Annotated in this window: 25 protein-coding genes and 2 pseudogenes; 7 read left to right on the top strand and 20 right to left on the bottom strand. The window is 46.2% G+C overall.

Going from position 1 to position 23,377, the window contains the following annotated elements:
* Positions 1-117: 117 nt before the first annotated feature.
* From RIE73_RS07010 to RIE73_RS07000, 3 genes are all read left to right on the top strand, one after another.
* The gene (locus tag RIE73_RS07010; RefSeq protein ID WP_446400504.1) at positions 118-1,038 is read left to right on the top strand and encodes an XDD3 family exosortase-dependent surface protein; all 921 of its coding nucleotides are present in this window, start codon (positions 118-120) and stop codon (positions 1,036-1,038) included.
* Between the two features lie 618 nt (positions 1,039-1,656).
* Positions 1,657-1,881 carry a hypothetical protein gene (locus RIE73_RS07005; RefSeq protein WP_446400503.1) on the top strand — a complete coding sequence of 75 codons (225 nt, stop codon included), beginning with the start codon at positions 1,657-1,659 and terminating at the stop codon, positions 1,879-1,881.
* Between the two features lie 83 nt (positions 1,882-1,964).
* Positions 1,965-2,117, top strand: a complete 153-nt coding sequence (locus RIE73_RS07000; protein WP_446400502.1) for a hypothetical protein — start codon at positions 1,965-1,967, stop codon at positions 2,115-2,117.
* Positions 2,118-2,528: 411 nt separating this feature from the next.
* Here the strand turns inward: RIE73_RS07000 and RIE73_RS06995 are convergent, their stop codons facing one another.
* The 10 genes from RIE73_RS06995 to RIE73_RS06950 all read right to left on the bottom strand — a co-directional run bounded on the left by RIE73_RS06995 (position 2,529) and on the right by RIE73_RS06950 (position 14,190).
* Positions 2,529-3,167 (bottom strand): ThiF family adenylyltransferase, encoded by a 639-nt coding sequence (locus RIE73_RS06995; RefSeq protein WP_446400511.1) that lies wholly within the window; start codon positions 3,165-3,167, stop codon positions 2,529-2,531.
* A gap of 85 nt (positions 3,168-3,252) precedes the next feature.
* Positions 3,253-3,477 carry a hypothetical protein gene (locus RIE73_RS06990; protein WP_446400501.1) on the bottom strand — a complete coding sequence of 75 codons (225 nt, stop codon included), beginning with the start codon at positions 3,475-3,477 and terminating at the stop codon, positions 3,253-3,255.
* Positions 3,478-3,755: 278 nt separating this feature from the next.
* The gene (locus RIE73_RS06985; protein ID WP_446400500.1) at positions 3,756-4,718 is read right to left on the bottom strand and encodes a hypothetical protein; all 963 of its coding nucleotides are present in this window, start codon (positions 4,716-4,718) and stop codon (positions 3,756-3,758) included.
* A 188-nt stretch (positions 4,719-4,906) separates the two neighbouring features.
* Entirely contained in the window at positions 4,907-6,157 is a 1,251-nt protein-coding gene (hpsP, locus tag RIE73_RS06980; RefSeq protein WP_446400510.1) for a hormogonium polysaccharide biosynthesis glycosyltransferase HpsP, read from the bottom strand.
* A 250-nt stretch (positions 6,158-6,407) separates the two neighbouring features.
* A complete protein-coding gene (gene hpsO / locus RIE73_RS06975) occupies positions 6,408-7,577 on the bottom strand; it encodes a hormogonium polysaccharide biosynthesis glycosyltransferase HpsO (protein ID WP_446400499.1) in 1,170 nt (389 codons plus the stop codon).
* 266 nt (positions 7,578-7,843) lie between these two features.
* Positions 7,844-8,836 carry a hormogonium polysaccharide biosynthesis glycosyltransferase HpsN gene (gene hpsN, locus RIE73_RS06970; protein WP_446400498.1) on the bottom strand — a complete coding sequence of 331 codons (993 nt, stop codon included), beginning with the start codon at positions 8,834-8,836 and terminating at the stop codon, positions 7,844-7,846.
* A 205-nt stretch (positions 8,837-9,041) separates the two neighbouring features.
* Complete coding sequence (gene hpsL / locus RIE73_RS06965) at positions 9,042-10,733, bottom strand: hormogonium polysaccharide biosynthesis protein HpsL (protein WP_446400497.1); 1,692 nt, start codon at positions 10,731-10,733, stop codon at positions 9,042-9,044.
* Positions 10,734-11,028: 295 nt separating this feature from the next.
* Complete coding sequence (glmM, locus tag RIE73_RS06960; RefSeq protein ID WP_446400496.1) at positions 11,029-12,495, bottom strand: phosphoglucosamine mutase; 1,467 nt, start codon at positions 12,493-12,495, stop codon at positions 11,029-11,031.
* 73 nt (positions 12,496-12,568) lie between these two features.
* The gene (locus tag RIE73_RS06955; protein ID WP_446400495.1) at positions 12,569-12,745 is read right to left on the bottom strand and encodes a hypothetical protein; all 177 of its coding nucleotides are present in this window, start codon (positions 12,743-12,745) and stop codon (positions 12,569-12,571) included.
* An 8-nt stretch (positions 12,746-12,753) separates the two neighbouring features.
* Positions 12,754-14,190 carry a pentapeptide repeat-containing protein gene (locus RIE73_RS06950; RefSeq protein WP_446400494.1) on the bottom strand — a complete coding sequence of 479 codons (1,437 nt, stop codon included), beginning with the start codon at positions 14,188-14,190 and terminating at the stop codon, positions 12,754-12,756.
* 283 nt (positions 14,191-14,473) lie between these two features.
* Between RIE73_RS06950 and RIE73_RS06945 the strand changes: the two genes are divergently transcribed.
* Together RIE73_RS06945 and RIE73_RS06940 are read left to right on the top strand one after the other, a co-directional pair.
* The gene (locus RIE73_RS06945) at positions 14,474-15,331 is read left to right on the top strand and encodes a prephenate/arogenate dehydrogenase (RefSeq protein ID WP_446400493.1); all 858 of its coding nucleotides are present in this window, start codon (positions 14,474-14,476) and stop codon (positions 15,329-15,331) included.
* A 59-nt stretch (positions 15,332-15,390) separates the two neighbouring features.
* Positions 15,391-16,002: a hypothetical protein gene (locus RIE73_RS06940; protein WP_446400492.1), complete on the top strand. Its 612-nt coding sequence runs from the start codon at positions 15,391-15,393 to the stop codon at positions 16,000-16,002.
* Here the strand turns inward: RIE73_RS06940 and RIE73_RS06935 are convergent.
* The 3 genes from RIE73_RS06935 to RIE73_RS06925 form a co-directional block, all read right to left on the bottom strand.
* Positions 15,938-16,510, bottom strand: coding sequence for a hypothetical protein (locus RIE73_RS06935; protein ID WP_446400491.1), 573 nt, complete (start codon positions 16,508-16,510; stop codon positions 15,938-15,940). The genes RIE73_RS06940 and RIE73_RS06935 overlap by 65 nt on opposite strands.
* A gap of 67 nt (positions 16,511-16,577) precedes the next feature.
* Complete coding sequence (locus tag RIE73_RS06930; RefSeq protein ID WP_446400490.1) at positions 16,578-17,915, bottom strand: TRAP transporter large permease; 1,338 nt, start codon at positions 17,913-17,915, stop codon at positions 16,578-16,580.
* Positions 17,899-18,453 carry a TRAP transporter small permease subunit gene (locus RIE73_RS06925; protein WP_446400489.1) on the bottom strand — a complete coding sequence of 185 codons (555 nt, stop codon included), beginning with the start codon at positions 18,451-18,453 and terminating at the stop codon, positions 17,899-17,901. Before RIE73_RS06925 ends, RIE73_RS06930 begins: the two co-directional genes overlap by 17 nt.
* 292 nt (positions 18,454-18,745) lie before the next feature.
* On the opposite strand from RIE73_RS06925, the gene RIE73_RS06920 reads away from it, so the two are divergent.
* Positions 18,746-19,594, top strand: coding sequence for an ABC transporter permease (locus tag RIE73_RS06920; RefSeq protein ID WP_446400509.1), 849 nt, complete (start codon positions 18,746-18,748; stop codon positions 19,592-19,594).
* Between the two features lie 47 nt (positions 19,595-19,641).
* Here RIE73_RS06920 and RIE73_RS06915 read toward each other — a convergent pair whose 3' ends face one another.
* From RIE73_RS06915 to RIE73_RS06885, 7 genes and pseudogenes are all read right to left on the bottom strand, one after another.
* Positions 19,642-20,121, bottom strand: coding sequence for a DUF3368 domain-containing protein (locus RIE73_RS06915; protein ID WP_446400488.1), 480 nt, complete (start codon positions 20,119-20,121; stop codon positions 19,642-19,644).
* Entirely contained in the window at positions 20,118-20,363 is a 246-nt protein-coding gene (locus RIE73_RS06910) for a UPF0175 family protein (RefSeq protein ID WP_446351459.1), read from the bottom strand. Before RIE73_RS06910 ends, RIE73_RS06915 begins: the two co-directional genes overlap by 4 nt.
* A gap of 116 nt (positions 20,364-20,479) precedes the next feature.
* Positions 20,480-21,286, bottom strand: a pseudogene (locus RIE73_RS06905) (calcium-binding protein); the annotation flags it as partial.
* Positions 21,287-21,312: 26 nt separating this feature from the next.
* Positions 21,313-21,519: a hypothetical protein gene (locus tag RIE73_RS06900; protein WP_446400487.1), complete on the bottom strand. Its 207-nt coding sequence runs from the start codon at positions 21,517-21,519 to the stop codon at positions 21,313-21,315.
* Positions 21,520-21,571: 52 nt separating this feature from the next.
* Positions 21,572-21,916: pseudogene (locus tag RIE73_RS06895) on the bottom strand (Ig-like domain-containing protein); the annotation flags it as partial.
* Positions 21,917-21,981: 65 nt separating this feature from the next.
* Positions 21,982-22,155, bottom strand: a complete 174-nt coding sequence (locus RIE73_RS06890) for a hypothetical protein (protein WP_446400486.1) — start codon at positions 22,153-22,155, stop codon at positions 21,982-21,984.
* Positions 22,131-22,391, bottom strand: a complete 261-nt coding sequence (locus RIE73_RS06885; protein WP_446400485.1) for an FG-GAP repeat domain-containing protein — start codon at positions 22,389-22,391, stop codon at positions 22,131-22,133. Before RIE73_RS06885 ends, RIE73_RS06890 begins: the two co-directional genes overlap by 25 nt.
* Positions 22,392-22,900: 509 nt before the next feature.
* Between RIE73_RS06885 and RIE73_RS06880 the strand changes: the two genes are divergently transcribed.
* The gene (locus RIE73_RS06880; protein WP_446400484.1) at positions 22,901-23,182 is read left to right on the top strand and encodes a YiaA/YiaB family inner membrane protein; all 282 of its coding nucleotides are present in this window, start codon (positions 22,901-22,903) and stop codon (positions 23,180-23,182) included.
* The last annotated feature ends 195 nt before the right edge of the window (positions 23,183-23,377 follow it).

The raw sequence follows: 23,377 nt of genomic DNA, 5'->3' as shown, positions 1-23,377 counted from the left end.
CACCAGCATACCAGTCAGTAACATTGATCTATACCGATTGAATCTTGGCTAGAGTTGTTTATAGGTAAAGGCACAAACCAATAACCCAGAAAATCTGAAACATTGAAGGATAAAACAATGTTGAACTATACCACAAAACTTTTTATTTCTGCTCCAATTATTCCCATCGCCACCGTATGTGGTTTGCTATTTGCCCTAGGCGAATCCGCTCAAGCTGCTACGTTTGCTCTCAATGAAGATACTACGGTTGATACGTTTACCGAATGTGTCAACGATGGTATTGCCCTCCAAGTTGATAAAAATTCAGTTGATGAATCAGGATGGCACTATGCGGTTGATTCGTTCAATGATGGCGTGGATGGATTGCAAGTTGGTGGCAGTGATAATCCCTATGAAATTCACAGTTTAGCGCTTAAAGAAACGGAGGATAGCCTTTTTGTGGCGATTAATGCCAATATGCCGTTAACAGGTGTTGATGGCACCAGTGCTGAGGATGGAAACATTGGTTGGGGTGATTTGTTCTTCAATTTTACCGATCAAGATTTCACCACGGCGAATAATCAAGGGGATTTATTCGGGGTACGTTTTGCCGGAACTAATGATTCATTAGTCCCTAATCTTGGTCTTTATGGCAATGTCACCGCGATTAGTACCACAGATATTAATAGTGGGTTTAGTAGTCTAGCAGATTACAACCAGCGAGTGAGCGATTTTTGTCAAGGTGCTGACTGTGGTCCAAGTCTGGGAGATTTACCGGCTGATACCTCTTATTTTGACCAATCTCAAAGCTTAAATACGATTGGTTCGGGGGAATTTCTCACCAGTCTTATGTATCTGTCTGAGTCGGAATTACTCGCGGCTGGCTATGACTTGAATCGCTTTGATGGGGAACATACGATCGCGTTCAAGTTCGATAAATCGGGGATTTGCGATCGCGGTTACTGTACATCCGTCCCTGAACCCTCTGGTGGCTTGGGTTTAGCCGCCCTTGGCTTAATGATTGGTGTCAATCATCTCCGCAAGCGTTACTCGGCGTAAAAATCAGACGCAGCAAAGGGTACAGCTATTGGCAGATGGAAGTGCGTTCGAGAAGCGTGTCCGCCAGACGTATCGCGACTTCACTCATTGCTTAAATGCTCAACATTTTACATCTGTCAATAGCAAGGTTTGGGAGCAGGTTTTGTGGCAACCTCAAGACACATTCAAACACTATCTATCGCTATAATTGAAGTGGTTAGTGCTGGACTCAATATAGTCAGTATTCCGCAACTAAAACCGCTTATTTTCAGTCCAAGCACAGATTTTAATGTTCAGCATGAGATGGATCAGATCACCCATCAATCTGCCGGGACTATTTGCCCATCTCGCCCGACTCTCCCCTGTACAGAACAACCCCGATAGATAAGAAGGGAACAGGGAACAGGGAATGCTGAGGAACGAACTAATACAGAATTAACCCCAATTTTCTGTACTTGTGGCTACATTTTTGCATTAAATTGATCCGGACTGTTTAAGCTGGCAATCCACTGAATACAGAGTTGGTGATTAATTTTGTAAAGATTTATTGCGAAATCCTGACTATTTGCGTAAAGGGGAGAAATGAACCCAGAGTAATAATTAGAAACTCATTTCACTGTCAACCAACCAAGGAAACTTATGTGGAACATCATTTTCATCGGATTAATCCTCTTTTACCTAGTCATGCTACCGCTTTTCTTCACGCGATGGCTAGGCTTTTTAAAACGTGAGGAAAACCTCTCTGCCAAAGCCCAATTTCACTCGCTCATGTTCTTACTCCTCGCTGCTATCCTGTGGCCCCTAGTTGTCCCCATCTCTTACCTAGAACTATTAGAACGCCAAAAACAGCTTCAGAATTTTTGATCAACCGGAGTATCACCTTTATTTTCGACACCGCATCAATCACGATTACCTCTCAAATTGCCTGAATTGAAGGAACAAGTCAAATGACTGCATTTACCCTTAACCCAAATCGTTGCGATGAAGACTATATCCATCAGCTATCACTCCTCAATAATCAGACAGTAATTTTTTCGCTTCATCCTTCAACCTATTCCCCGGCTAAACGCTGCATCGATATTCTTGGTTCTTTAGTCTGATTATTTGGAAAACAATTTCCGTTGTTTTTACCCGACTCGGTACCTGCTAACAGAAGGCAGAAGGCAGAAGGCAGAAGGCAGAAGGCAGAAGGCAGAAGGCAGAAGGTATAGATGGAAAAACCAACTAATAACTTCACTCAACCCGCCCTTCTTAGTAAACAGAAGCTGAGTTAAAAATAAACTATGGCGATAGAATCACCGAAAATGTACCATTGCTCCCCCCTGCTCCCAGACGCGCCATGGCGCGTCTCTACTGGACTGACACAGCTAAAATTGTGGAATAAGATTTGACGTTTAAACCGGGCGCAAGCCTTGCGCCCCTACAATTCTAATCCACCAAATAAGGTGTGCCACGACACTACATTGCTTCCCTTGCTCTCTAACCTCACCACAATACTTATTCAGCAATCCCTACAGATTCAAGGGTTTAACGGCTAAATCGGCTAACGTAATCGTAAAATTTTGTTGCTTTTCAGTGGCGACAAAGGTAATAATTACCTCACCAGCAACCGCCACCGCCAGCATCACTAAATTTCGTGCTAAGGGATAATCGCAAATATCATCATTGACTGGTGAGGGAACGCGATAATTATCGTTCCAAATAATTTCCGCATAGTCACTTGCCAATCCCAGATGCAAACAGGGAATCTGCACCTGTTGACAATAATCTTTCACCGCTTGACGGGCGACACTATTGTCAAAGGTATCAATGACTAACTGACTATCCCGAAGTAATTGAGAACAGTTGTCCGCCGTTAGTTCTTTGGCACGCCCATCGACAGTGATACCTAATGCACGATAGAGTGTATTTGTCAAGATTTTGGTTTTATAGACACCAATATCGGATTTGTAATAGGGTTGAGTGGAAAGATTGCGTTCCTCGATGCGATCGCGATCAATCACCCGTAGCTTGCCCAACCCAGAACGCGCCAGGTTTTCGGTCAGATTTGCCCCCAGCGCCCCAGCCCCGCATACGGTTACCGGAAACTCCTGCAACCGGGTCATCAGGGTAGGTGTTCGATAGAGGTTTTCGTGAAAGAAAATAGACATTATCGATAAAAATGGGCAATCACCGCGTTCGCGAAGCGTGTCCGCCGGACGTATCGCGACATAGCCAATGACTCGATTGAAGCAACTAGGCGTTCTCAACGACTTTAACAAAGCCATGTCGCACCCCATAGATTAATCGAGTCACCGCCTCCTCATGATCGGAGGTAAAGGCATTATCCATGGGTGTTATCAGTAATTCATACCAGTCAGAGTGACTGATTTGACCCTTTTTCATGCTTTGAGCAAAGAGTTGACTAAAGTCAAAGGAGTTACTGATTTTTCTCTGGTGCGCTTTTTTTGTCAGCATCATTTATCTCTCTGTGTATTTAATAGAGATTGGGGTAGACGATAACTAGATTGTAGTCAAGATTCAGGGAAAGATTCTTGAAATCTTCGTAAAGAAATATTGATCAGTAGGGGGACAAAATTAAAGTTGACGGTTGAGATGGGGAACAGGGAACGGGAAACAGGGAACAGTAAGGATTTGAGGCTTGTTCATATTTAAAAGTCAAGATAGGAATTAGTTGGTATATTCTGTTACCGTTGGTCAGGAATGCTCACATCGATTTTGATTACCGGATTGATGATCTAGCTGCGGGCTTCGATTACACCAACCAGGGATTGTAAATCAAAGTCGCGATCGCAACCAGAAAGACAGATTCCCGAACTCATCACCGTCAAATCTCCCTTGGCGATCGCAGAGGTATGACGTTCCCGATCACGAGTCGTCCATTCCACTTGCCAAAACTCGCCGCGATCGCGAAATGTCCGCAATCTCCCACCTCCCATCTGTAATGCATCCCGCAACCGTTGTTCATCGGTTCGCTCGGCTCCCCCTGCTCCCCCTGCTCCCCCTGCTCCCCCTGCTCCCCCTGCTCCCCCTGCTCTCCCTGCTCCCCCTGCTCTCCCTGCTCCCCCTGCTCCCCCTGCTCCTCTCGCTTGACGCCGATGGTGTTCTCGCTGCTGATAAGCAGGTGTTTGTTGCAATACCAACTCATAAACCGTCAGCATTTCCGGTGTCATTCCCGCAAACCGCACCTGATCCGGTAGCGTAACCTGTTCTAACTGTTCTCGTAACTGTTCAGTCGGCTGAGGTTCAGCGCGTCTATCTATTTCATCAAACCAAAATGCCGTACCATCAAAACGGGCGATAATCGGTTCAAATGCAGCGCCTTCACTAACTAAATGTACAGGTACAGGTTTAACCATATCCAAACGTTGCTGCATATCCGATTCATTAATGGGATAAGCTAACCAAGTCAATGAACGCAACGGATAAGCTAATCGTAAGCGCAGAGGTTTTAGTAATTTCAGATACTCCGCTAATTGAGGTAAACTCGCCTCTTCTACTACCTCAGCCGTTTTCTCATCCACAGGACGAAAAATACCCCACCCTTCAAAGTCACTCGGTTGAGGAGTAAACGTATAAATCAGATTAGCCACTGACGTGCGAACCTTTCCCCCTTGAACACAGGGGGCAAGAAACTCGGTATCCTGAAGTTGGGTTTCTTGGGCGGCGATTTGGTTGAGCAGGTTATCAATGTCTGCCATTATCAGTTATCAGTTATCAGTTATCAGTTATCAGTTATCGGGAGATGGCGAAGATTGTGTAGGGGCGGGTTTCACGACTATCTTTTGAAATGGTGCGTTACGCTCCGCTAACGCACCCTACACCCGCCCCGACTGTACATCAATTATCAATTATCAATTATCAATTATCAATTATCAATTATCAATTATCAATTATCAATTATGTTTTGATATGCCTCAATCATAGTCTGCGCGATCGCATCCCAACTATAATGCTGTAGGGCATAGTCTCTGGCATTGACTCCACGCCGCTTTTGTTCCCCAGCATCCCTTAGCGCTTCCCGTAAGGTTTGCGTCAACGACGCTACATCACACCCACAAACCCATCCCGCCTCCGCCCCCTTCACCTCTGGGCAAATATGCACCTGATCGGAAATTACCACAGGAGTCCCCACCACCATTGCTTCGGCGACAGCAATGCCAAAGTTTTCATAATAAGAGGGTAAAACAAATAGATCCGCCCTTTGTAGCAACGCCGCTTTTACTTCCCCCTCAACAAACCCTGTAATTGTCGTCTGAGACGATAGCGACGACGCCTGAATCTGTTGTTGGATTTTACGTTCATACTCTGGATCTTGAGGATTCGCGCCCGCTAAGATAAACTGAAATGCTAACCCTTCAGCCAAAAGCGTTTCTAACGCCGGAATCAGTAAATCCAATCCCTTCTTCGGATCAATTCGAGACATAAATAATAGGATTGATGATTGGGTAGAGACGTTTCCTGGAACATCTGTAGGGGCGGATTTAGGGACTTTTGTTTCGCTATTAATGATATCGTTTGTGCAAAACCCGCCCTGACGTGGAGACGCGCCATGGCGCGTCTCTACATCCTCCGGAAGCGTCACCCCCAAAGGAATCACAATATCCGGCGCATTTGTACCAAACCGTTGAGAAATCTTCGCCTCTTGTTCGCTGGTAAAATGAATACCCGCCGCCCCAGCTAAATTAGCGCCTTCCCACAATCCCACATAAACTTGTTTTAATCGCCGCTTCTTCTGTAAATCCGCCGGATCAAGCGTACCCAAGGGACGCAAAATATAGGGTAAATTTCGTTTGCGGGCGACTGTCGCAGCAGCCGTACTCACAGGTGAAAACAGGGCGTGAATATGCGCCAGATCAAACTCCCCTGCATGTTGCCACAACCAGCGTAATAAATCGAGGGAAAACTTATAACGCCGGAACGGAGAACACCGGAAATATCGCACCTGATAACCATCCTGCTGCACAGGTTTATCTAAAGGAACATCCAGTGGCGGTTGACCAAAATCCCCATTACTATCAGTCGTCAATATAGTAACATCTACACCTTGATTCGCTAGCGCTTTAGAAAGCCCCAGCACCATTTGACTCGGACCTCCATAAACCAGCGAAATAGAAGGAACAATTTGTAAAATTCGCATTTTTGTCATTTGTCATTCGTCATTTGTCATACTCGCTATCGCGAGAAGCAAGCTACGTCTTATGTCATTTGTCATACTCGCTATCGCGAGAAGCAAGCTACGTCTTATGTCATACTCGCCAACCAATAAGAAACCTACCTCATAAACATCAAGTCCCAATCCTATCACTCCCTCTGCGCCCTCTGCGTAAACCTCTGCGCCCCTCTGCGTTGAAAAACTATAATTCCGACACCCATAAAAAATAATCTCATCACTCCATAAGTCTCTGATAAAAATCCAACAACTGCCGCGCCAAAGCCTTATTCGTATACTGCCTCATTGCCCGTTCATACCCCAACTCAGCCAACTGATTCGCCAACTCCGGCTGTTCCATCAGCGATACCAACTTGCCACGTAACGCTTCTACATTCCCCTCCGGAAACACCAAACCCCCATCCCCAATCACATTCGGAATTTCCCCCGAATCCGACCCAATCACAGGCACTTTCGATGCCATCGCCTCAATCAAAACATGACCAAACTGTTCCTTCCAACCCGCCGCCGTTAACGTTTTAAACTTGGACGTCGTCTCAGAAGGCAAAACTAAAACATTCATCAAATTGATATAATTTGGCACTTCGTCATGAGGAACACTCTCCACCCAAATCATCCGGTCTTTAATTCCCCATTCCACCGCCTTTTTCATTAACACGGTTTGCAGAGAACCCCGCCCTAGCAGTAACCATTTCCAGTGATAATCCGTGATCCCTGCCAAAGCTTCCCCTAACGTTAATAACCCTTTTTCCTCAACAAATCGCCCTACAAATCCGACGACAAACTCATCGTCTTGAAGTCCTAGTTTACTTTGTAACTCTGGCTGGGCTTGGGGAAGAAATCGGCTTTCATCCACACCCAATTGGGGCATAACGGTATAAGCCCCTTGATAACCATGCTGCTGGAGTACCTCCACCGCATCCTGATTTCCCGCAACCAATCCGTGAGTATTCTGAAGGTTATAGTCGTGCAATATCGATAAAGGAAACTTCACTTGATAGGGTAAATTCCACCAGGTAAAGAATACATTTTTCGCCTTTAGCCCTAAAAGTTGATTCAAGGCAATGAATTGGGCATATCCTAATGCCTTTGCCCCTTGTTCAACTTGAATGATCTGGGGTTTAAAGTCTCGCAATAAGGAAAGGATCTCCGTGCCAAAGGTAAGTAATCCTTGGTTGTTTTGGCTGAAATTCGAGACAGGGACAACTCGAAATGAACCCTCTTGACGAGGTTGAGTTTCAATAATTTTATTTTGTACACCCCCTGGACGCCAGCGACGGGGTACGACTACGGTGACTTCAATGTCAGGTTCTAATTTAGCGAGTTCGCGTAGCTTTTCGCAGTTGAGATCAACAATATAGGTATGACTGGCAACTAGAATTTTCATTTTTTTAGAGGGAATAGGGAATAGAGGAGATAAGGGAGATGGGGGAGATGGGGGAGATGGGGGAGATAGGGAGTTATCTCAACACTGAGTTAGGGCGGGTTTTGTACTAAGGTTACTATCAATCGCGACCAGAGAGTCCCTAAACCCGCCCCTACACACCAGCGGGTTTTGTACTAAGGTTACTATCAATCGCGACCAGAGAGTCCCTAAACCCGCCCCTACAAACCATGCCAATTGAATGTCGCGAAGGGTCAAAACGTCCCCAATTAACCATCAACTTTTTCATCCAACTCCGTATAAATTTGCCCCTGATCCCAACTGGACTGGATTTGAGTTTTCAGTGCATCCATAAATCCGATAGTGTAGAACCCTGCACGAGTAACAATTTTAATAGGAGAACCACTCTTGTTACAGGGGGGATTTCCGAGAACGTGACAATCAAAAAGCTTGGCAAATAAACGCACCTGCTGACTGGGGGTAAGGTTTTTCAGCGCCATCAGGAAATGATTGTGGTAAAATGTGACTTGGTATTTTAGCGATCGCGTACTAATATCATGACAACCGCCCGTCTCTTCGCCTAAATGCACCAAAGAGGCATCGGGATCATACCAAATCTGATACCCCGTTTGCCGCAATCGCAGACAAAAATCTGACTCTTCCCGCACCGCACTTCCGCGAAATCGTTCATCAAACCATATCCCATGCTTGGTAAAAATCTCCCGACGGTAGGACATATTACAGCCTCTGGCGGAAATCACCCACTGCGGTTTAATCGTATGCACTAGGTCAATGTGATACCAAGCAATTCCGGGGTCCATCGCCTGAGGGGGTAACTCCTCAATTTCATAATCTCCCTGATGTTTTTGGAGAGAATCGGCTAGCTTCATTCGGTCAAATACGCGCCCCGCAACCGCCCCAACCTCCTGACGTTCATAGTTCCGGGCGTGTGCTTGCAAATACCCAGCAGGCATTTTCACATCATCATCGATAAATACAATAATGTCCCCCATCGCCCGTCGCACAGCATAATTTCGCGCCCCAGGTAAACTCGCCCAGTTCACCCGAAACCATTTAATCTTCTGGTCATTCGCCAGTTGCTGTAAATAGGCTTCGATTTCAGGTTTGTGGTTTTGAGTTTGATCAACCACTACAATTTCAACAGCGGGATAGTCTTGCTTGAGTACATCTTCTAAGGTATCTCGCAAGGGTTCCTCGCGTTCATAAGTGGGAATAATGACTGAAATTAACGGCTCATTCACGGCTATTTTTATGGTAATTAAAAAAGTTTTGACCTTTCGCTTCGCTAGATGAAACCTGGTTTGTAGGGGCGGGTTTAGGGACTCTCTTATAGCTATTGATAGTAACCTTGGTACAAAACCCGCCCTAACTCAGTGTTGAGATCACTCCCCATCTCCCCCATCTCCCCCATCTCCCTCATCTCCCTCATCTCCCTCATCTCCTTCACTAGGCTGCTGGGGTAGCAATTCGGGGTTTAGATACCTTTTTTTTACCGTTCTTTTGTTCATCAGATTCATCTTGTTGTTCGACAAGTTTCTGTTTTCGCAGTTCCTGTCGGTCTATCTTGGGTAAGGCTAGGATAACCCCTGCAAAAAACCAGTAGTAGACAGCTACGGGGTCTGTATCCAAAGGATACCAATAGGTGTTATAACTGATAATCAACACAAAAACCCAATAACTAGAGCCAAAACTACGTAAATTTTTGTCACGAACTGACTGTTTGGCTTTAAATGTAGTAAATGTCAAGTGCGTCACAAACGCCAAAAATGCTAGGGTGCCGATGGTACCTACTTCAAAAATAAGTTTGGGATAATAGGTTTCAACCAGTGAAACATCCCCAAAGGTGCGAGTAGAATTCGTGGCTCGTCCTAAACCATTACCGAGCCATCCCTCAGTGTTATAAGTCGCCCATTCAAATTGCTCTTGAATAAATGCTTGCGGTGGTGAAGCCTCAGCACGACTCTTAAAACTGTCGATCCTTTCCTGAACCAGTTCTGGATTCATGGCTAAACCAATCGCAATCAGCAAGCCCAGTCCCACCCCTATTGGAATAAACCGCTTGAGATTCGTTATCTGACCTGTGAGGATCAACAAAAGTATAGTAATAGCTGGAACTAAAGCTAGGGCAATTCGCTGACCGCAGATTACCGCATTAACAAAAACCAGTGCCATACCTGCCAAACCTCCAATCCGCCACAAAAAAGACGAATCGCTAAATGCGGCGGCAAATGTCAATGCGCTATTGCCTATCAAAAACCAACCCCAGTGCCAAGGAGACACAAAGGTTCCTGGTAAGCGAATCATATTCTGTGATGGACTGTATAACAAAGCTCCACCAATATAACAGCGAGCCTCTAAGCTTGCCTTAAATAATTCAACCCCGGAGAGGTGATCCGTACCTCTACAGACACCCTGTTTGAGCATCATGTACTGCCACAGCCCGAGCAGACAGCAAATAATTGCCAGACCTAGATGTAAGCGGCTACAAAATAACAACTCCTTTTTACTTTTGAGCAAATGTTGAGCGCAAAAAATCAGGGGAACATATCCCAGGAAAATTTTCAAGCCCAAAACTCCCTGAAGAAAGGGTTGTCCTGACGCCTCGCCCGTCAAATGTAAACCGTTAACAAAGAATAATGTCAACAGAGAAAACCCCAAGCAAATACTCAGTGTTGACATCAGGCTTTGGGGAACAAAGAAGGGTTTCTTTTCGCGTCGGCACTGTTGATACAAGCCAATTAGGGCAGGAAAATAAAATCCATCTTTGGCTAATTGGAGTAGGGCGCTACCGCCGAGGGTATATACAACCGTGCCGCTAAAGGGCATATAAATGAGAAATAACCACAGTGCCTTGCGGGGATATTTGTAGGACAGACCAAAACAAGGTATGATTGCTCCGGCGATCACACCCATCTTTGGTTCAGCAACCACACTCGCGATCGCCCCTAGGAATATCCCCGGCAATAGCGTCATGAACAGCCATTGAATCAGTTCTTGGCGCTGCTTTTTCGCTTTACGCTTTTGGGCTAACTGCTCCTTCAAACTCAGGAGAGGGGCTTCAGACTGCTTTGACTGCTTTTTTTCTTTTTTTGAGGTTTTCGATTTTTTTGATTTTGATTTCGATTTCGATTTAACCATGGCAAAGCTGTCACGTTGCCCATTCCTTTCGATTGTGGCACATCCATAAGCCAGGGTGCAGGGGTAGGGAAGCTGGGGACGCAATGTAGAGACGTAGCATGCTACGTCTGGGAGCTGGGGGAGCAGAGGGAGCTGGGGGAAGTTCTCATATCCTTTCCAGAACCGTTATCATTGCCTTCTGCCTCCTGCCTTTGAACTTAAATGGAATGGTACTGACTGGTATGCTGGTGGGCAGTGCCCACCCTACTGTATATCAATGGTTTCGGCGATCCCAAAATGCTTATTTCAGTGCCATTCAAGTTAAATGTTTTTCCACAACAGAAACCAGTTTGGCTGTCCAATGCGTCGCCATTTGCGCTTCAACGGCTTCTACCATCACCCGGATGACAGGTTCGGTTCCTGATGCCCGGACTAAAACTCGCCCTTGATCTGCCATCACAGTTTGAGCTTGGGTAATCGCATCCATCAGGGGTTGACAGTCTTGCCAATGTAAACGGCGATCGCGGTTTTCGACACGCACATTTTGCAGGAGTTGGGGATAGGTCTGGAAGCTTTGATCTACTAAGGTTTTCAAGGAAACCCCCGACTGACGTACCAATGAGGCTAAATGCAGCGCCGTTAACATACCATCGCCAGTCAAGCCGTAATGGTAGCAAAGAATATGTCCCGACTGTTCACCGCCGAGCATAGCACCACTGCGATCCATTGCCGCTTGCACATATTGGTCACCCACAGCCGTTCGTACCAGTTTACCGCCGCTGGCTTTCCATGCCCGTTCAAAGCCCAAATTAGCCATAACCGTGGCAACAATTAAATCATCGGGGAGTTGATCCCGTTGTCGTAATGTTTGTCCCCAGAAATAGAGAATATAATCACCATCAATGATTCGACCTTCGCTATCAACCGCCATCACCCGATCCGCGTCACCATCAAAGGCAAACCCCATATCAGCCGACTGTTCTCGTACTGCGTTCTGGAGACAGGCTAAATGAGTTGAGCCACAATTTACATTAATGCGATCGCCATCAGGTTGATTATGTAAACCAATAACCGTTGCTCCCAACTCGGAAAAGACTTGTTCGGCTAACCTCACCGACGCCCCCCACGCCAAATCGAGGACAATTTTCATTCCCTGTAAATGGGTTACCGATTGCAGGGGACGCCGTAATGATTCCAGATAACGTCCCACTAATTCCGGTCGGTGATAATGCTGACCTTGGGTATGAGCAATCACAACCGTATCGACTATACCTCGGATACCTGCCTCAATCTGCTGCTGCAATTCCCCGGGCAGTTTTGTCCCTTGAGCGCTAAAAAACTTAATCCCATTGTCTTCTGGGGGATTATGACTGGCAGAAATCATCACCCCACCCATAGCTTCTGAGAAACGGGTAAGATAGGCAACTCCCGGCGTCGGACATAATCCTAAATTCCAGACCTCCAATCCGGCTAAGTTTAAGCCTTTACTCAGTGCCGATGCCAACATATCACTTGAGTTTCGCGAATCCTGTCCCACAATCACTGGACCCAAGGATGAAGCTTGCGAATGTAAGATCTGACCTGCCCAAAACCCAATTTGTAGCGCTAATTCGGCGGTAAGCAGTTCCCCCACTCGTCCCCGAATGCCATCCGTACCAAACAAGGGAGTCTTGGGTAGGGTTAGGGATAAATCCGTTAGCGTCCCATGGGTCGAAGATGTTTGTAGATGATGTCTAGGGGTAAAACGATGGAAGTCCTGACGACGGACAGGAGACGTAACCATAACTTGAATTTCCTCACACAACACAATACTGTGGAGGATAACACTTTCTTCTATAGTTGTTATAAGTCATTCGTCATTCGTCATTTGTTAGGGAACAGGGAACAGGGAACAGGGAATAGGCAATAGGCAATAGGCAATAGGCAATAGTTTCAACCTTTCCCAACACCCGACACCCGACACCCGACACCCCACACCCCACACCCGACACCCCACACCCCACACCCGACACCCGACACCCGACACCCGACACCCCACACCCTACACCCCCTTCATCAACGGCTTACCAAAGGCAGGATGGTAGTAAGCTGTCCAGGTTTGATTGTGAGAGTTGGTGATGATGGTTTGAGTGGGAGCTTGGAAGAAAGGACTCGACTTCCTAAAATCCACTGCCATTTTTGACTGGTCGATCCCTTGGTTAAGGGTTTTCCGGAACTCTTGAATGGATTGGGATGTTTTAATTCCCCACTTTTCCCGAACACTCGGTTCTAGCTTCTTGAGCAATGTGATAATATTCTGCTGGGTAATCGTGGCATCGTTAAACGGGACAATACCTAAGTAAGCAATAATCAACAACTCAGAATTACTGGCACTGAAAGTCAAAGAGGTTTTCCGCACGCCAACGTTCACATTGGGGGCTGTATTGAGAACGGGGAACGTCTGCGCCAGTTGATGATAAACCCGGATTAGAGTTAAATTCGCGGTTATATCTAAAGGAGCATCAATCAGAATCGTGACAGTGGGTAGGGTTTCATTAAAAAACTTGTGCGATACTTCTTCCGTTGACAGGTTAACCACCCGGCTGCGATCGCCCTCTGGACTCAAATCAACCCACTCGCAGACAATCCCTTGGGTTTTGAGACCAACACGAGACACACCATGCAATTTTGCCCCCGTGAGCGTCGCCCCGGTTAAGTCCGCTCCAATCCAATCGGCATGAATTAATCGCGCTTGGGTTAAATCCGCATACACTAAACTGGTATTGAGCAAATTAGCATGAGTCAAATCCGCCCCGGTTAAATTCGCGCCGCTTAATTTAGCCTCACTCAAATTTGCCCAACTGAGATTCGCACCACTCAAATCAGTCCAACGCAAGTTCGCACCACTGAGATCCGCACCCGCTAAATTGGCACAACTGAGATTGGCTTGTTTAAATTCAGCCTGTCGAAAATTGCTATTACTCAGATCACTACGACTCAAATCGGCGGCGTTTAAATTGGCACCTTCGAGTATTGCTCCGGTGGCAAATGCCCCGCGTAGGTTGGCTTCGCTCAGATTCGCCCGGTGTAGTTTGGCGTCTCTCAGGGCGGCTTCTCGCAGATCCGCACCACTGAGGTTGGCTTCTGTCAGGGTGGCACCACTTAACTTGGCACGAATCAGTTCCGCCCGAATCATCGCCGCCTGCGTCAGTTGCGCTCCTCCCAAGTCGGCTCGAATCAAATTGGCAACGTTGAGATTGGCTTTGGTTAAGTTGGCTTTGGTAAGATTGGCTCCACTGAGTCGGGCTACATTGAGTCGCGCCCGACTTAAATTGGTTCCAATTAAATAAGCACCACTGAGGTTGGCTACACTTAAGTTGGCTTCACTTAAATCAGCACCACTGAGATTAATCCCACTCAGGTTGGCTTCGGCAAGGTTTGCCCCGCAAAAGTTTTTCACGCCAGCCGCATATTTTTTGAGAATTTCCGTCACATTCATTAATGCTATCCTGATTGAACTGCGAGAGGATACGTTTTTAAGGAAAGCGCTACCGAGCGGTGTTGTTATCGGAGCAAGTTTCCCAGTAGAGTGGCAAGGTAGAGTAGAGTGGGATCAATTAACGTTATTCTCCCTGATCTTGCTTATCCTCTCCCACTGGTCAAGGGTAGCGCTAGAGTCATAGAAATGATGGTTGGGAAGGGTGCGAAGACTCTCCCACTTCAGCTTTGCCTAAAACTGAATTTAAAGGATTTGATTAGCTTAACGTGGATAGCATGGGATCATGAAGATTGGGATTGTTGGACTGGGACTGATTGGCGGTTCCCTAGGACTAGATTTGAGAAAATTAGGTCATTCTGTCTTGGGAGTGTCTCGCCAAGACTATACCTGCAAGAGAGCCATTGAACTCGGTGTCGTGGATGACGCGAGTGTCAAAATGAACCTTTTGGCAGCATCTGATATTATTTTTATTTGTACGCCAATTTCTGCGATCGCGCCAACGCTTGGGGCGTTAATTCCCCATCTATCCCCTGACGCGATTATCACGGATGTGGGTTCGGTGAAAACGGCGGTGGTGGAAGCGGTGACCCCTCTGTGGCATAATTTTGTCGGTGGACATCCGATGGCGGGTCGAGAATCGAATGGGATTGAGGCGGCGGTATCGGGGTTATTTACGGATTCTCCTTATGTGTTGACGCCCCTGGATACGACGCCAACCGACGCGGTGAAGCAGGTTGAGCAGGTGGTGCGATCGCTTACCAATCGGGTTTATTTCTGTCGTCCTCAAGATCATGATCGCGCCGTGGCTTGGATTTCTCACCTGCCTGTTATGGTGAGTGCTAGTTTAATTAATGCCTGTATCGATGAAACTGACCCGATTGTCTTGGAGTTAGTGCAGCAGTTAGCCAGTTCCGGGTTTCGGGATACCAGTCGGGTAGGTGGCGGAAATCCGGAGTTAGGGGTGATGATGGCGCGTTATAATCGGGACTTTTTATTGCGATCGCTCTTATCTTATCGTCACCATCTCGATGAATTGATTGAACGGGTTGAACAAAGCGACTGGCAAGGCTTAGAACAGCACCTGCAAGACACTCAAGCCGCGCGATCGCAATTTTTCTCTCCCTCGGTTGATCACAGTTAAGACATTTCTACCAATTCAGGGCGATCAGGATAACTGTTGCTACCACCCATAATCATATTATGTCTTACAGCGACTTTACTTTAACTAAAGCCAAACAAGAGTTCGGCTTAACTACGTTAGAAAAACGTGATATTTTCGCCGATAGTCCTGAATTAGCCACCAGTACATTACTGGCAGAAATTATCAACTATAACCTACCGATCGCATTAGGCAGTAATAGTGAAAAAGCGCGTTCCGAACTAATTATAGCACCCATATTAGTTGATTTACGCCGCCAATTAAATGAGCAAATAAATTTATTCTCTGGAGTCGATTTTACGGTAGATAAAGACAAAGGATTAAATGGGGTCTGTGATTTTATTATTACTAAATCCCCAGAAATACTGATCGTAACAGCACCGGTCATTACAATTATAGAAGCCAAAAAAGAGAATATTAATGCCGGACTGGGGCAGTGTGCGGCGGCAATGGTTGCGTCCCAAATTTTCAATCAGCGATCGGCAACTGAAATTAAAACAATTTACGGTGCGGTGACGACGGGTAGTATTTGGCAATTTCTTAAATTAGAAGGGCAAACCTTGTCCATTGATTTAAGCGAATATTATCTCAAAGATGTGAATAAAATTCTCGGTATTTTAGCAAGTGGCATTCTGGAGGAAAATGACGTATGAGTAAGGTTGGCGGTACAACTCCACTGTTGTGATCACCAGAGACGTTAGGCACTTTGTTTTTGATCAGTCCTTGACTCCAAAAACAAAAAGGATTTGATTTGAGCGTCACCGTACAACCTCCTAAACTTTCATCCGAACCCGTCAGACAGATCAATGGTAAGCTCAATCCAGTTAGCTCAAAGTTGGGAATTGTTATATCGGTGTCAATGCTGAATCTCGTATTGCTGTTGTCAGTAACAGCATAAAACTCCCGGGTTAACTGTAATTGGAAAAGAAATTCCAAATTGGCTAATGACAACACACCCTTTTCATATAAACATTCTCCCAAAGGTTGTGAGGGATCATAAATGCATTGGATTAACCGCTCCAAAGTCGGCGGGAGCAAAAATTTCATCTGAATGATTAGAGAGTAGAGTCCCCAGCCATCTTGGCGATCGCTAGCGGCGACTATACTACCAATGTAGCGTTTATTTAATCTAAATTCCGCTAGATATGGTTCATGGCTCATGGTTCATCGTTCATTGGTAATCCTCTCCCCCAGCTTCCCACAAGACTGATTCAGCAGACCCTACTTATTAGCGACTCAACGAGGGAAGGAAACTAACTAGCTCCGGAAACGCGATAATCAACACAACGATTAGCGCCTGAAGTAAAATAAATGGAATTGCCCCCCAATAAATCTCTGTCGTCTTCACCTCCGGTGGAGCGACACCCCGTAAGTAAAACAGGGCAAAGCCAAAGGGCGGTGTGAGAAAGGATGTTTGTAAATTAGCCCCCAAAATAACCCCATACCAGACAAGATTCACATCCAGAGATTCCGCCACCGGAGCAAATAAAGGAACGATAATAAAGGCGATTTCAAAAAAGTCAATAAAAAAGCCTAAAATAAACACCGTTACCATACTCACTGCCAAAAAGCCAATCTGACCTCCGGGTAAGTTGGCGAGAATATCAAACATAAACTGATCGCCCTCTAAACCGCGAAAGACTAAACTAAACGCCGTAGAACCCAGTAATATAAATATCACCATGCTGGTAATTCGTAGCGTGGCGTCACAGGCTTGGCGTAACGATAGCCAAGTTAACTTACGATTGGCAGCAGCGAGTACCATCGCGCCCACACAACCCACCGCCCCAGCTTCTGTTGGTGTGGCAAAGCCAAAAAAGATACTGCCTAAGACTAAAAGAATTAATAATAACGGTGGGAACATGGCAAGCAGAACTCGACGTCCTAAAGCTTTCCCGCCAATGTTGCGAACCTCAGCGGGTAAAGCCGGTGCCGCACTGGGTTTAAGCCATGCCACAATCAGTACATGTACCGCAAAAGCTGTGGTCATTAATAAGCCGGGAATCAGAGAACCAATAAATAAGTCCCCAACCGAAATTCCTAACTGATCTGCTAATACGACTAAAACCACACTCGGCGGGATAATCTGTCCCAAAGTCCCCGATGCCGCAATTACCCCCGTTGCCAACCGTTTATCATAGCCGTAGCGCAGCATAATTGGTAAAGAAATCAGTCCCATTGCCACTACGGTTGCGGCGACAACCCCAGTGGTTGCGGCTAATAGCGCCCCCACTAATACTACGGCTAAGGCAAGTCCCCCCCGCAATCGCCCGAACAGAATCCCCATAGTTTCTAACAGGCGTTCAGCAATGCCAGATTTTTCCAGCATGGAACCCAAGAAGATAAAATAAGGGATTGCCAATAGGGTATAATTAGCCATGATCCCAAAAATACGCTGGGGCATGGCAGTCAGGAAGATGGGGTCAAAGACACCAAAACTCACACCAATAATCGCAAACGCGATCGCAACTCCTCCCAGAGAGAATGCCACAGGATAGCCCAGGGACAGAAATACCAACGCCCCGACAAACATCAAAGGACCTAACCATTCATACTCCAGCATCATGATGTTCCTCCTGGGGTGTAAGATAGCCTGTGAAAATTGCCCAGTTTTTAATCGCTTGGGAAATCCCTTGCAGAATCAGGAGGACAAAGCTGACAATAATCATGGATTTGATCGGATAGCGGGGTAATCCCCCCGGATCAGGAGACATTTCCCGAATTGCCCAGGAATTGAGAATGGTTCCCCAGGAGAAATAAATCACCATTAAACAAAAGGGAATTAAGAATAACACTGTGCCGATTAAATCAGCCAGGGCTTTCCATTTCGGTGCCCAGCTTTTATGGAATACATCCACCCGCACATGTTCATCATGGCGCAGGGTGTAAGCGGCACCTAAGAGGAATATCAAGTCAAATAAGTACCATTGACCTTCGATAAAGGCATTGGAACTCAGGTTTTGACCAATAAAATAGCCAATATAGCGTCCGGCGACATTCCATGTCCCGATCGCGATCATCAGTAATACTAGCCAGTAGGTTAGGCGACCAACCCATTCGTTGAAGGCATCGATGAGTCGAGAAATCTGTAATAATTGCTGCAAGGCTTACGGCTTCTCCTGAAACACCAGATGTGTATTTTACCGCCACTGTTGCCAGGACTGTAGCAAATTTTCGCCTTTCTTCAGACGGGGGAGATGGGGTTGTAGAGACGTTCCGCTGGAACGTCTGGAAGATGGGGAAGATAGGGAAGATGGGGAAGATAGGGAAGATGGGGAAGATGAGAGAACTTTCCTTGTCTGTGTAATCAGTGTCAATAAGCTATCACCTCCCTACCCCTATCTCTCCAATAAATCCGTGAAATCAGTGTTTTGACCAATGACCAATGACAAATCAATGCTCGGCGTAATTCGGAAAGCTGGTAAAATTAGACGATGGTTGCCCCTAAACGAAAAGTGGTGGGTCAAATTTGACCTACTGCGGACATTAGTGCGCCGGGATTTGGAGGCACGGTATAAAGGTTCGGTATTGGGGAATTTGTGGCCCCTCCTCAATCAACTGTCTCAGTTGCTGATTTACACCTACGTGTTTTCCATTGTTCTGAAGGTGAAACTGAGTCTAAAGGGATTACCTGCTGATAACAATATTGCCTTTGGCTTATGGTTGTTTGCCGGGTTATTACCGTGGATTGCTTTTACGGGGGGATTAACCCAATCGGCGGGTTCGGTAGTCGGACAACCTAATTTGGTGAAGAAGGTGGTGTTTCCCTTGGCACTATTACCACTGGTTCCCGTCTTATCTACATTTATTGAAAGTGCCTTAGGGTTAGCCGCGTTGATTGTGTTAGTTGCCATATCCTCAGGAACATTAAATCCCACGTTAGCGTTATTACCGTTAGTTTGGTTAACTCAGTTGTTGTTAACTGCCGGATTAGGATATTTAGCAGCCGGGTTAACCGTATTTTTACGAGATATTCCCCAAACGTTGGGGGTGATTTTAAATCTTTGGTTTTATCTGACGCCGATTGTTTATCCGGCTTCGGTGATTCCAGAAAGGTTACGGGATTTGGTGTTTTGGTTGAATCCTCTGGCAGTAATTGCCCAGGTTTATCGGGATTTGGTATTAGTTGGGTCAGTGGAACATGGGTTAGAATGGGCAGTCGCCTTTGGCGTTTCTGGGGTAGTGTTTGGCGTGGGGCTTTGGTGTTATCAGAAATTACGTCCCGCGTTTGCAGATGTGTTATAGAGCGTTAAATTCGGCAAGTCGCCCCTACAGTATTTTTCTGTAGGCAATTATTCTTGAGCAATTTGCAAAATCCGTTGGTAAAGATTATTAGTCATCCAAAAACCCGCTTCATTGACTAAAGCATCTAAAAACGGACGCACTACTGGAATCAATCCTTGGTTTTTTGCCCGAAGTAGCACACCTAAAATACCTTGTACTTGTAAGCCATAACGCCTAGCAACCTGTACTCCCCGACGTTCATCTAACATGATTAAAGTCGCTTGTTGTTCGACAGCAAGTGCAATAGCCGCCGCTTCACCCGGATCGAGTTCCGATTGTAATTGAACGACAAATTCCTGATTGACTACAGTAACAGTTTCTATCCAACTAAGCGTTTGAACTTCTATAGTTCCTGGTACATTAAACCTTGTCAGTTCTGCGTAAACAGCTTGTGGAATCAGAATTGTGCCGTAGAGTTGGTAGAGTAGATCAAGCTGTGCGATCGCGGCTAAATTGGTAATCGGTGAGGTATTACTAACAATAGTCAAAGATAACCCATCTCCCGCATCATTTCCACCTCAGCGTCTAATTCCGGCACATCATAATGTACAGGAATCTGACGACTTGCGAGCAGCTTTTGAAAGTGCAAACGGGGCAAAGAAGCCAATCGACTGGCTTGCGCTAATGTCAAGCGTTCCTGCTGAAACAGCAGAATGGCAATTTCTTGTAACATCTCTACATCCGAGAGTTGGGCGATGTTCAGAACTTCATCGGGAATAACAACAGCCATCGGGTAAACTTTAGACTCGTTTACTCCTATTCTAAAGACAGGGGGAACGGAAACCAAACCCCTACGGTTTGGGTTTGTGTGTCAATTTTGATCCGATTGGCGCGATCGCACAATTCCTAAACCACGACGAAATCGGCTACACTGACTTGAGTGGCTTGTACGCCGATTAACATGGCTAATAATTCCCCACTCCCATTCATCCGAATTAGGGTGGTACTTCCCATACCCATCAGATTAAGCTGATCAAAACTTAGTCCCCCAGCTAACCCTAAGATATCTTCCCCAGGGTTAAAGTCAAAGATAGTATCGCTTCCCTCACCAACTCGTAAGATAAACTGATCCGCCCCATTATTTCCATAGACTTTATCCGCGCCAGCGCCGCCATCGAGGGTATCATCCCCTTCACCGCCAACGAGGATATCCGCGTCACCTTCTCCCAGGAGAAAATCATCTCCAGTATCGCCAAATACGCGATCGCGATCGCCTCCGCCATAAAGGATATCATTATCCTGATCACCGCGTATGATATCTTCCCCGCTATTGCCGAATAGGATATCATTGCCGAGGTTGCCGAATATGTGGTCATTTCCATCGCCGCCTTCTACAGTATCATGTCCGACTCCCCCTTCAATGCGATCGCGCGTTGCGTCATGGGGGGTTCCCCGTTGATCACGAGTAATTGTACCCCCGTTACTTGAGAAGATATCAAAGGTATCGATATATAAGGTATCGCCATCCAGGATATCACTATCATTATTGAGGATATCAATACTAACTGGAGTATCTTCTTGAGTGGTGACATTATCGGCAACAGCCACAGGAGAATCATTAACGGGATTGATGATTAAATTAACCGTTGTTCCCGCTGAATAGTTAGTGCCATCCGAAGCATTCCAAACAAAACTGGTAGTACCGTTATAGTTAGCATCGGGCGTAAAGGTGAGATTATTTATGTCAGTAATTGAGATATAGCCGTTCTGTAGGGGCGCAAGGCTTGCGCCCTCACTGCTTGCGCCCTCACTGCTTGCGCCCTCACTGCTTGCGCCCTCACTGCTTGCGCCCTCATGGCTTGCGCCCTCATGGCTTGCGCCCTCACTGCTTGCGCCCTCACTGCTTGCGCCCTCACTGCTTGCGCCCTCACCAACAGGATTACCATTTAGGGTTAATGTCCCATTTTGAGGTAAGGAAAGGAGTTTGATGGCGGTAAAGTTATCTGATTCTGGGTCACTATAGGCATTAATAAAGTCTGTATCAGTGAAGGCGATCGCACTATCTTCTTGTCCAATTTTGTTAAATGGACTCAGTGTGGGCGCATCATTGGTGAGACTGTCTCCATCCGGTTCTTGGTCATTGGTGAGCGGATTAAAAATTAGCGGCGTATTTTCATCCGTGGTAATGGTATCGTTATTGGCGATGGGAGGAAACTTACTGGTATTGAGGAGAATAGATACATTATCGGAAGCATGGTTGGCAACGGCGAGATCAGGTTTACTGTCGTTATTGAAATCGCCGATATTAATACCTCTAGGAGAACTCCCTACGCCAAATTGAATGGCATTGCTAAAATTACCATGTCCATTTCCTACTAAAACTGAAACATTTTTGGAGGAGTGATTGGCTAAATAGCCGTATCTTCGTCAGTGGTGAAGTTATCGTTATTCGCGATCAGCGGGAAGTTTGTGGTATTGAGGCGTAAGGAAATGTTATCAGAGTAAAGGTCGGCAACTACAAAGTCAGGTTTACCATCTTCATTAAAATCTCCTACCGCTATGCCATAAGGACCATTTCCCACTTTGAAGTTAATCGCATCGCTAAAGCCACATCCAAAGGAAGAGTTCCTACATTCAATGATGGGGCGGTGCCAAAGTTTCCTGTCCCATCGCCTAAGAGAATGGCAACATTGTTGGCAAGACGGTTAACAACAGCTAAGTCCAGATGTCCATCGCCGTTATAGTCTCCGACACCAACAGCAGTTGGACCATCCCCGGTGGAGAATTTTTTGTCATCAGCAAAATTGAGTGTAGTCATTTTTAAAGGATTTTATTATTTGGATAGAAATTATAATAAATCCTTGGAGTTTGAGTTGGATTAAAGCACAAATTATTTATTTTCTATGGAGTCCATTGTCAGGATTGGCGGAATTTTCGCGGTTGTCGGAGGTAGGGCATAGGGGCTGTAGGGGCGAGTCGCTGCATCAATGTTAGGTGTAAGAATTAACCTATATCGACTCGCCCTTTTCTCAATTCGGTGTCACATCGATACCGGGCGGAGGGCGACCCGATCAAATTAAAGGTTGGGTGATGTTGATTGAATCCGGCGGGTCGCCCCTACAATTGTTTTTATGTACGCGATGCACAATTAAACAATTTCTCAACTGGCACAACAATAAACGAATAGTCGATACGATTTTCCGACTCTTTGGGTCATACAATTCCTGTGCAATTCCCAAAACTGTCCCCTTGTCCCTAAATTATCAGCGAAGCGATTTCTATTCTTGAGTAAATTGAATTCACCGAGTTTTGATGAAGAAAGGGACTATGGAATCACCGTTTAACAACCAAATCCACAGTAACGCTTGGGTGTTTCAAACCTGGGCTTCTTTTATTATTTCCGTCTCGGCTATGAGTATCGGGATTTTATATCTACCTGTCGATAGTTGGACAAAAGGCTTTATGGGAATGGGGTTAGTCTTCTCCGTTGGCTCAACCATTAGCCTCGCCAAAACTACCCGTGATATTCACGAATCGAAACGCATTATCTCCAGAGTAGATGAAGCGAGAATCGAAAAATTACTCAACGAAAATCATCCCCTTAAATAAGGGGAAGGCGTAGATTATTAGATTATTCCCAGTTCCAAATTAACCCGTACCGTAGGGGCGCACCGACGTGCGCCCTGCACCGACGTGCGCCCTGCACCGACGTGCGCCCTGCACCGACGTGCGCCCTGCACCGACGTGCGCCCTGCACCGACGTGCGCCCTGCACCGACGTGCGCCCTGCACCGACGTGCGCCCT

The sequence above is a fragment of the Coleofasciculus sp. C1-SOL-03 genome, from assembly GCF_040220555.1.
In the GTDB taxonomy this organism is placed as follows: Bacteria; Cyanobacteriota; Cyanobacteriia; order Cyanobacteriales; family Coleofasciculaceae; genus Coleofasciculus.
Note: the sequence above shows the minus strand (reverse complement) of the source record. Positions and strands in the feature narration are given on the sequence as shown.

Bases quoted from the DNA above. Each gene is read 5' to 3' on its own strand.
- RIE73_RS07010 (WP_446400504.1), top strand. From the start codon at position 118: ATGTTGAACTATACCACAAAACTTTTTATTTCTGCTCCAATTATTCCC.
- RIE73_RS07005 (WP_446400503.1), top strand. From the start codon at position 1,657: ATGTGGAACATCATTTTCATCGGATTAATCCTCTTTTACCTAGTCATG.
- RIE73_RS07000 (WP_446400502.1), top strand. From the start codon at position 1,965: ATGACTGCATTTACCCTTAACCCAAATCGTTGCGATGAAGACTATATC.
- RIE73_RS06995 (WP_446400511.1), bottom strand. From the start codon at position 3,167: ATGTCTATTTTCTTTCACGAAAACCTCTATCGAACACCTACCCTGATG.
- RIE73_RS06990 (WP_446400501.1), bottom strand. From the start codon at position 3,477: ATGATGCTGACAAAAAAAGCGCACCAGAGAAAAATCAGTAACTCCTTT.
- RIE73_RS06985 (WP_446400500.1), bottom strand. From the start codon at position 4,718: ATGGCAGACATTGATAACCTGCTCAACCAAATCGCCGCCCAAGAAACC.
- hpsP (WP_446400510.1), bottom strand. From the start codon at position 6,157: ATGCGAATTTTACAAATTGTTCCTTCTATTTCGCTGGTTTATGGAGGT.
- hpsO (WP_446400499.1), bottom strand. From the start codon at position 7,577: ATGAAAATTCTAGTTGCCAGTCATACCTATATTGTTGATCTCAACTGC.
- hpsL (WP_446400497.1), bottom strand. From the start codon at position 10,733: ATGGTTAAATCGAAATCGAAATCAAAATCAAAAAAATCGAAAACCTCA.
- glmM (WP_446400496.1), bottom strand. From the start codon at position 12,495: ATGGTTACGTCTCCTGTCCGTCGTCAGGACTTCCATCGTTTTACCCCT.
- RIE73_RS06950 (WP_446400494.1), bottom strand. From the start codon at position 14,190: ATGAATGTGACGGAAATTCTCAAAAAATATGCGGCTGGCGTGAAAAAC.
- RIE73_RS06945 (WP_446400493.1), top strand. From the start codon at position 14,474: ATGAAGATTGGGATTGTTGGACTGGGACTGATTGGCGGTTCCCTAGGA.
- RIE73_RS06940 (WP_446400492.1), top strand. From the start codon at position 15,391: ATGTCTTACAGCGACTTTACTTTAACTAAAGCCAAACAAGAGTTCGGC.
- RIE73_RS06935 (WP_446400491.1), bottom strand. From the start codon at position 16,510: ATGAGCCATGAACCATATCTAGCGGAATTTAGATTAAATAAACGCTAC.
- RIE73_RS06930 (WP_446400490.1), bottom strand. From the start codon at position 17,915: ATGATGCTGGAGTATGAATGGTTAGGTCCTTTGATGTTTGTCGGGGCG.
- RIE73_RS06920 (WP_446400509.1), top strand. From the start codon at position 18,746: ATGCTCGGCGTAATTCGGAAAGCTGGTAAAATTAGACGATGGTTGCCC.
- RIE73_RS06910 (WP_446351459.1), bottom strand. From the start codon at position 20,363: ATGGCTGTTGTTATTCCCGATGAAGTTCTGAACATCGCCCAACTCTCG.
- RIE73_RS06900 (WP_446400487.1), bottom strand. From the start codon at position 21,519: ATGGTAATCCTGTTGGTGAGGGCGCAAGCAGTGAGGGCGCAAGCAGTG.
- RIE73_RS06885 (WP_446400485.1), bottom strand. From the start codon at position 22,391: ATGACTACACTCAATTTTGCTGATGACAAAAAATTCTCCACCGGGGAT.
- RIE73_RS06880 (WP_446400484.1), top strand. From the start codon at position 22,901: ATGGAATCACCGTTTAACAACCAAATCCACAGTAACGCTTGGGTGTTT.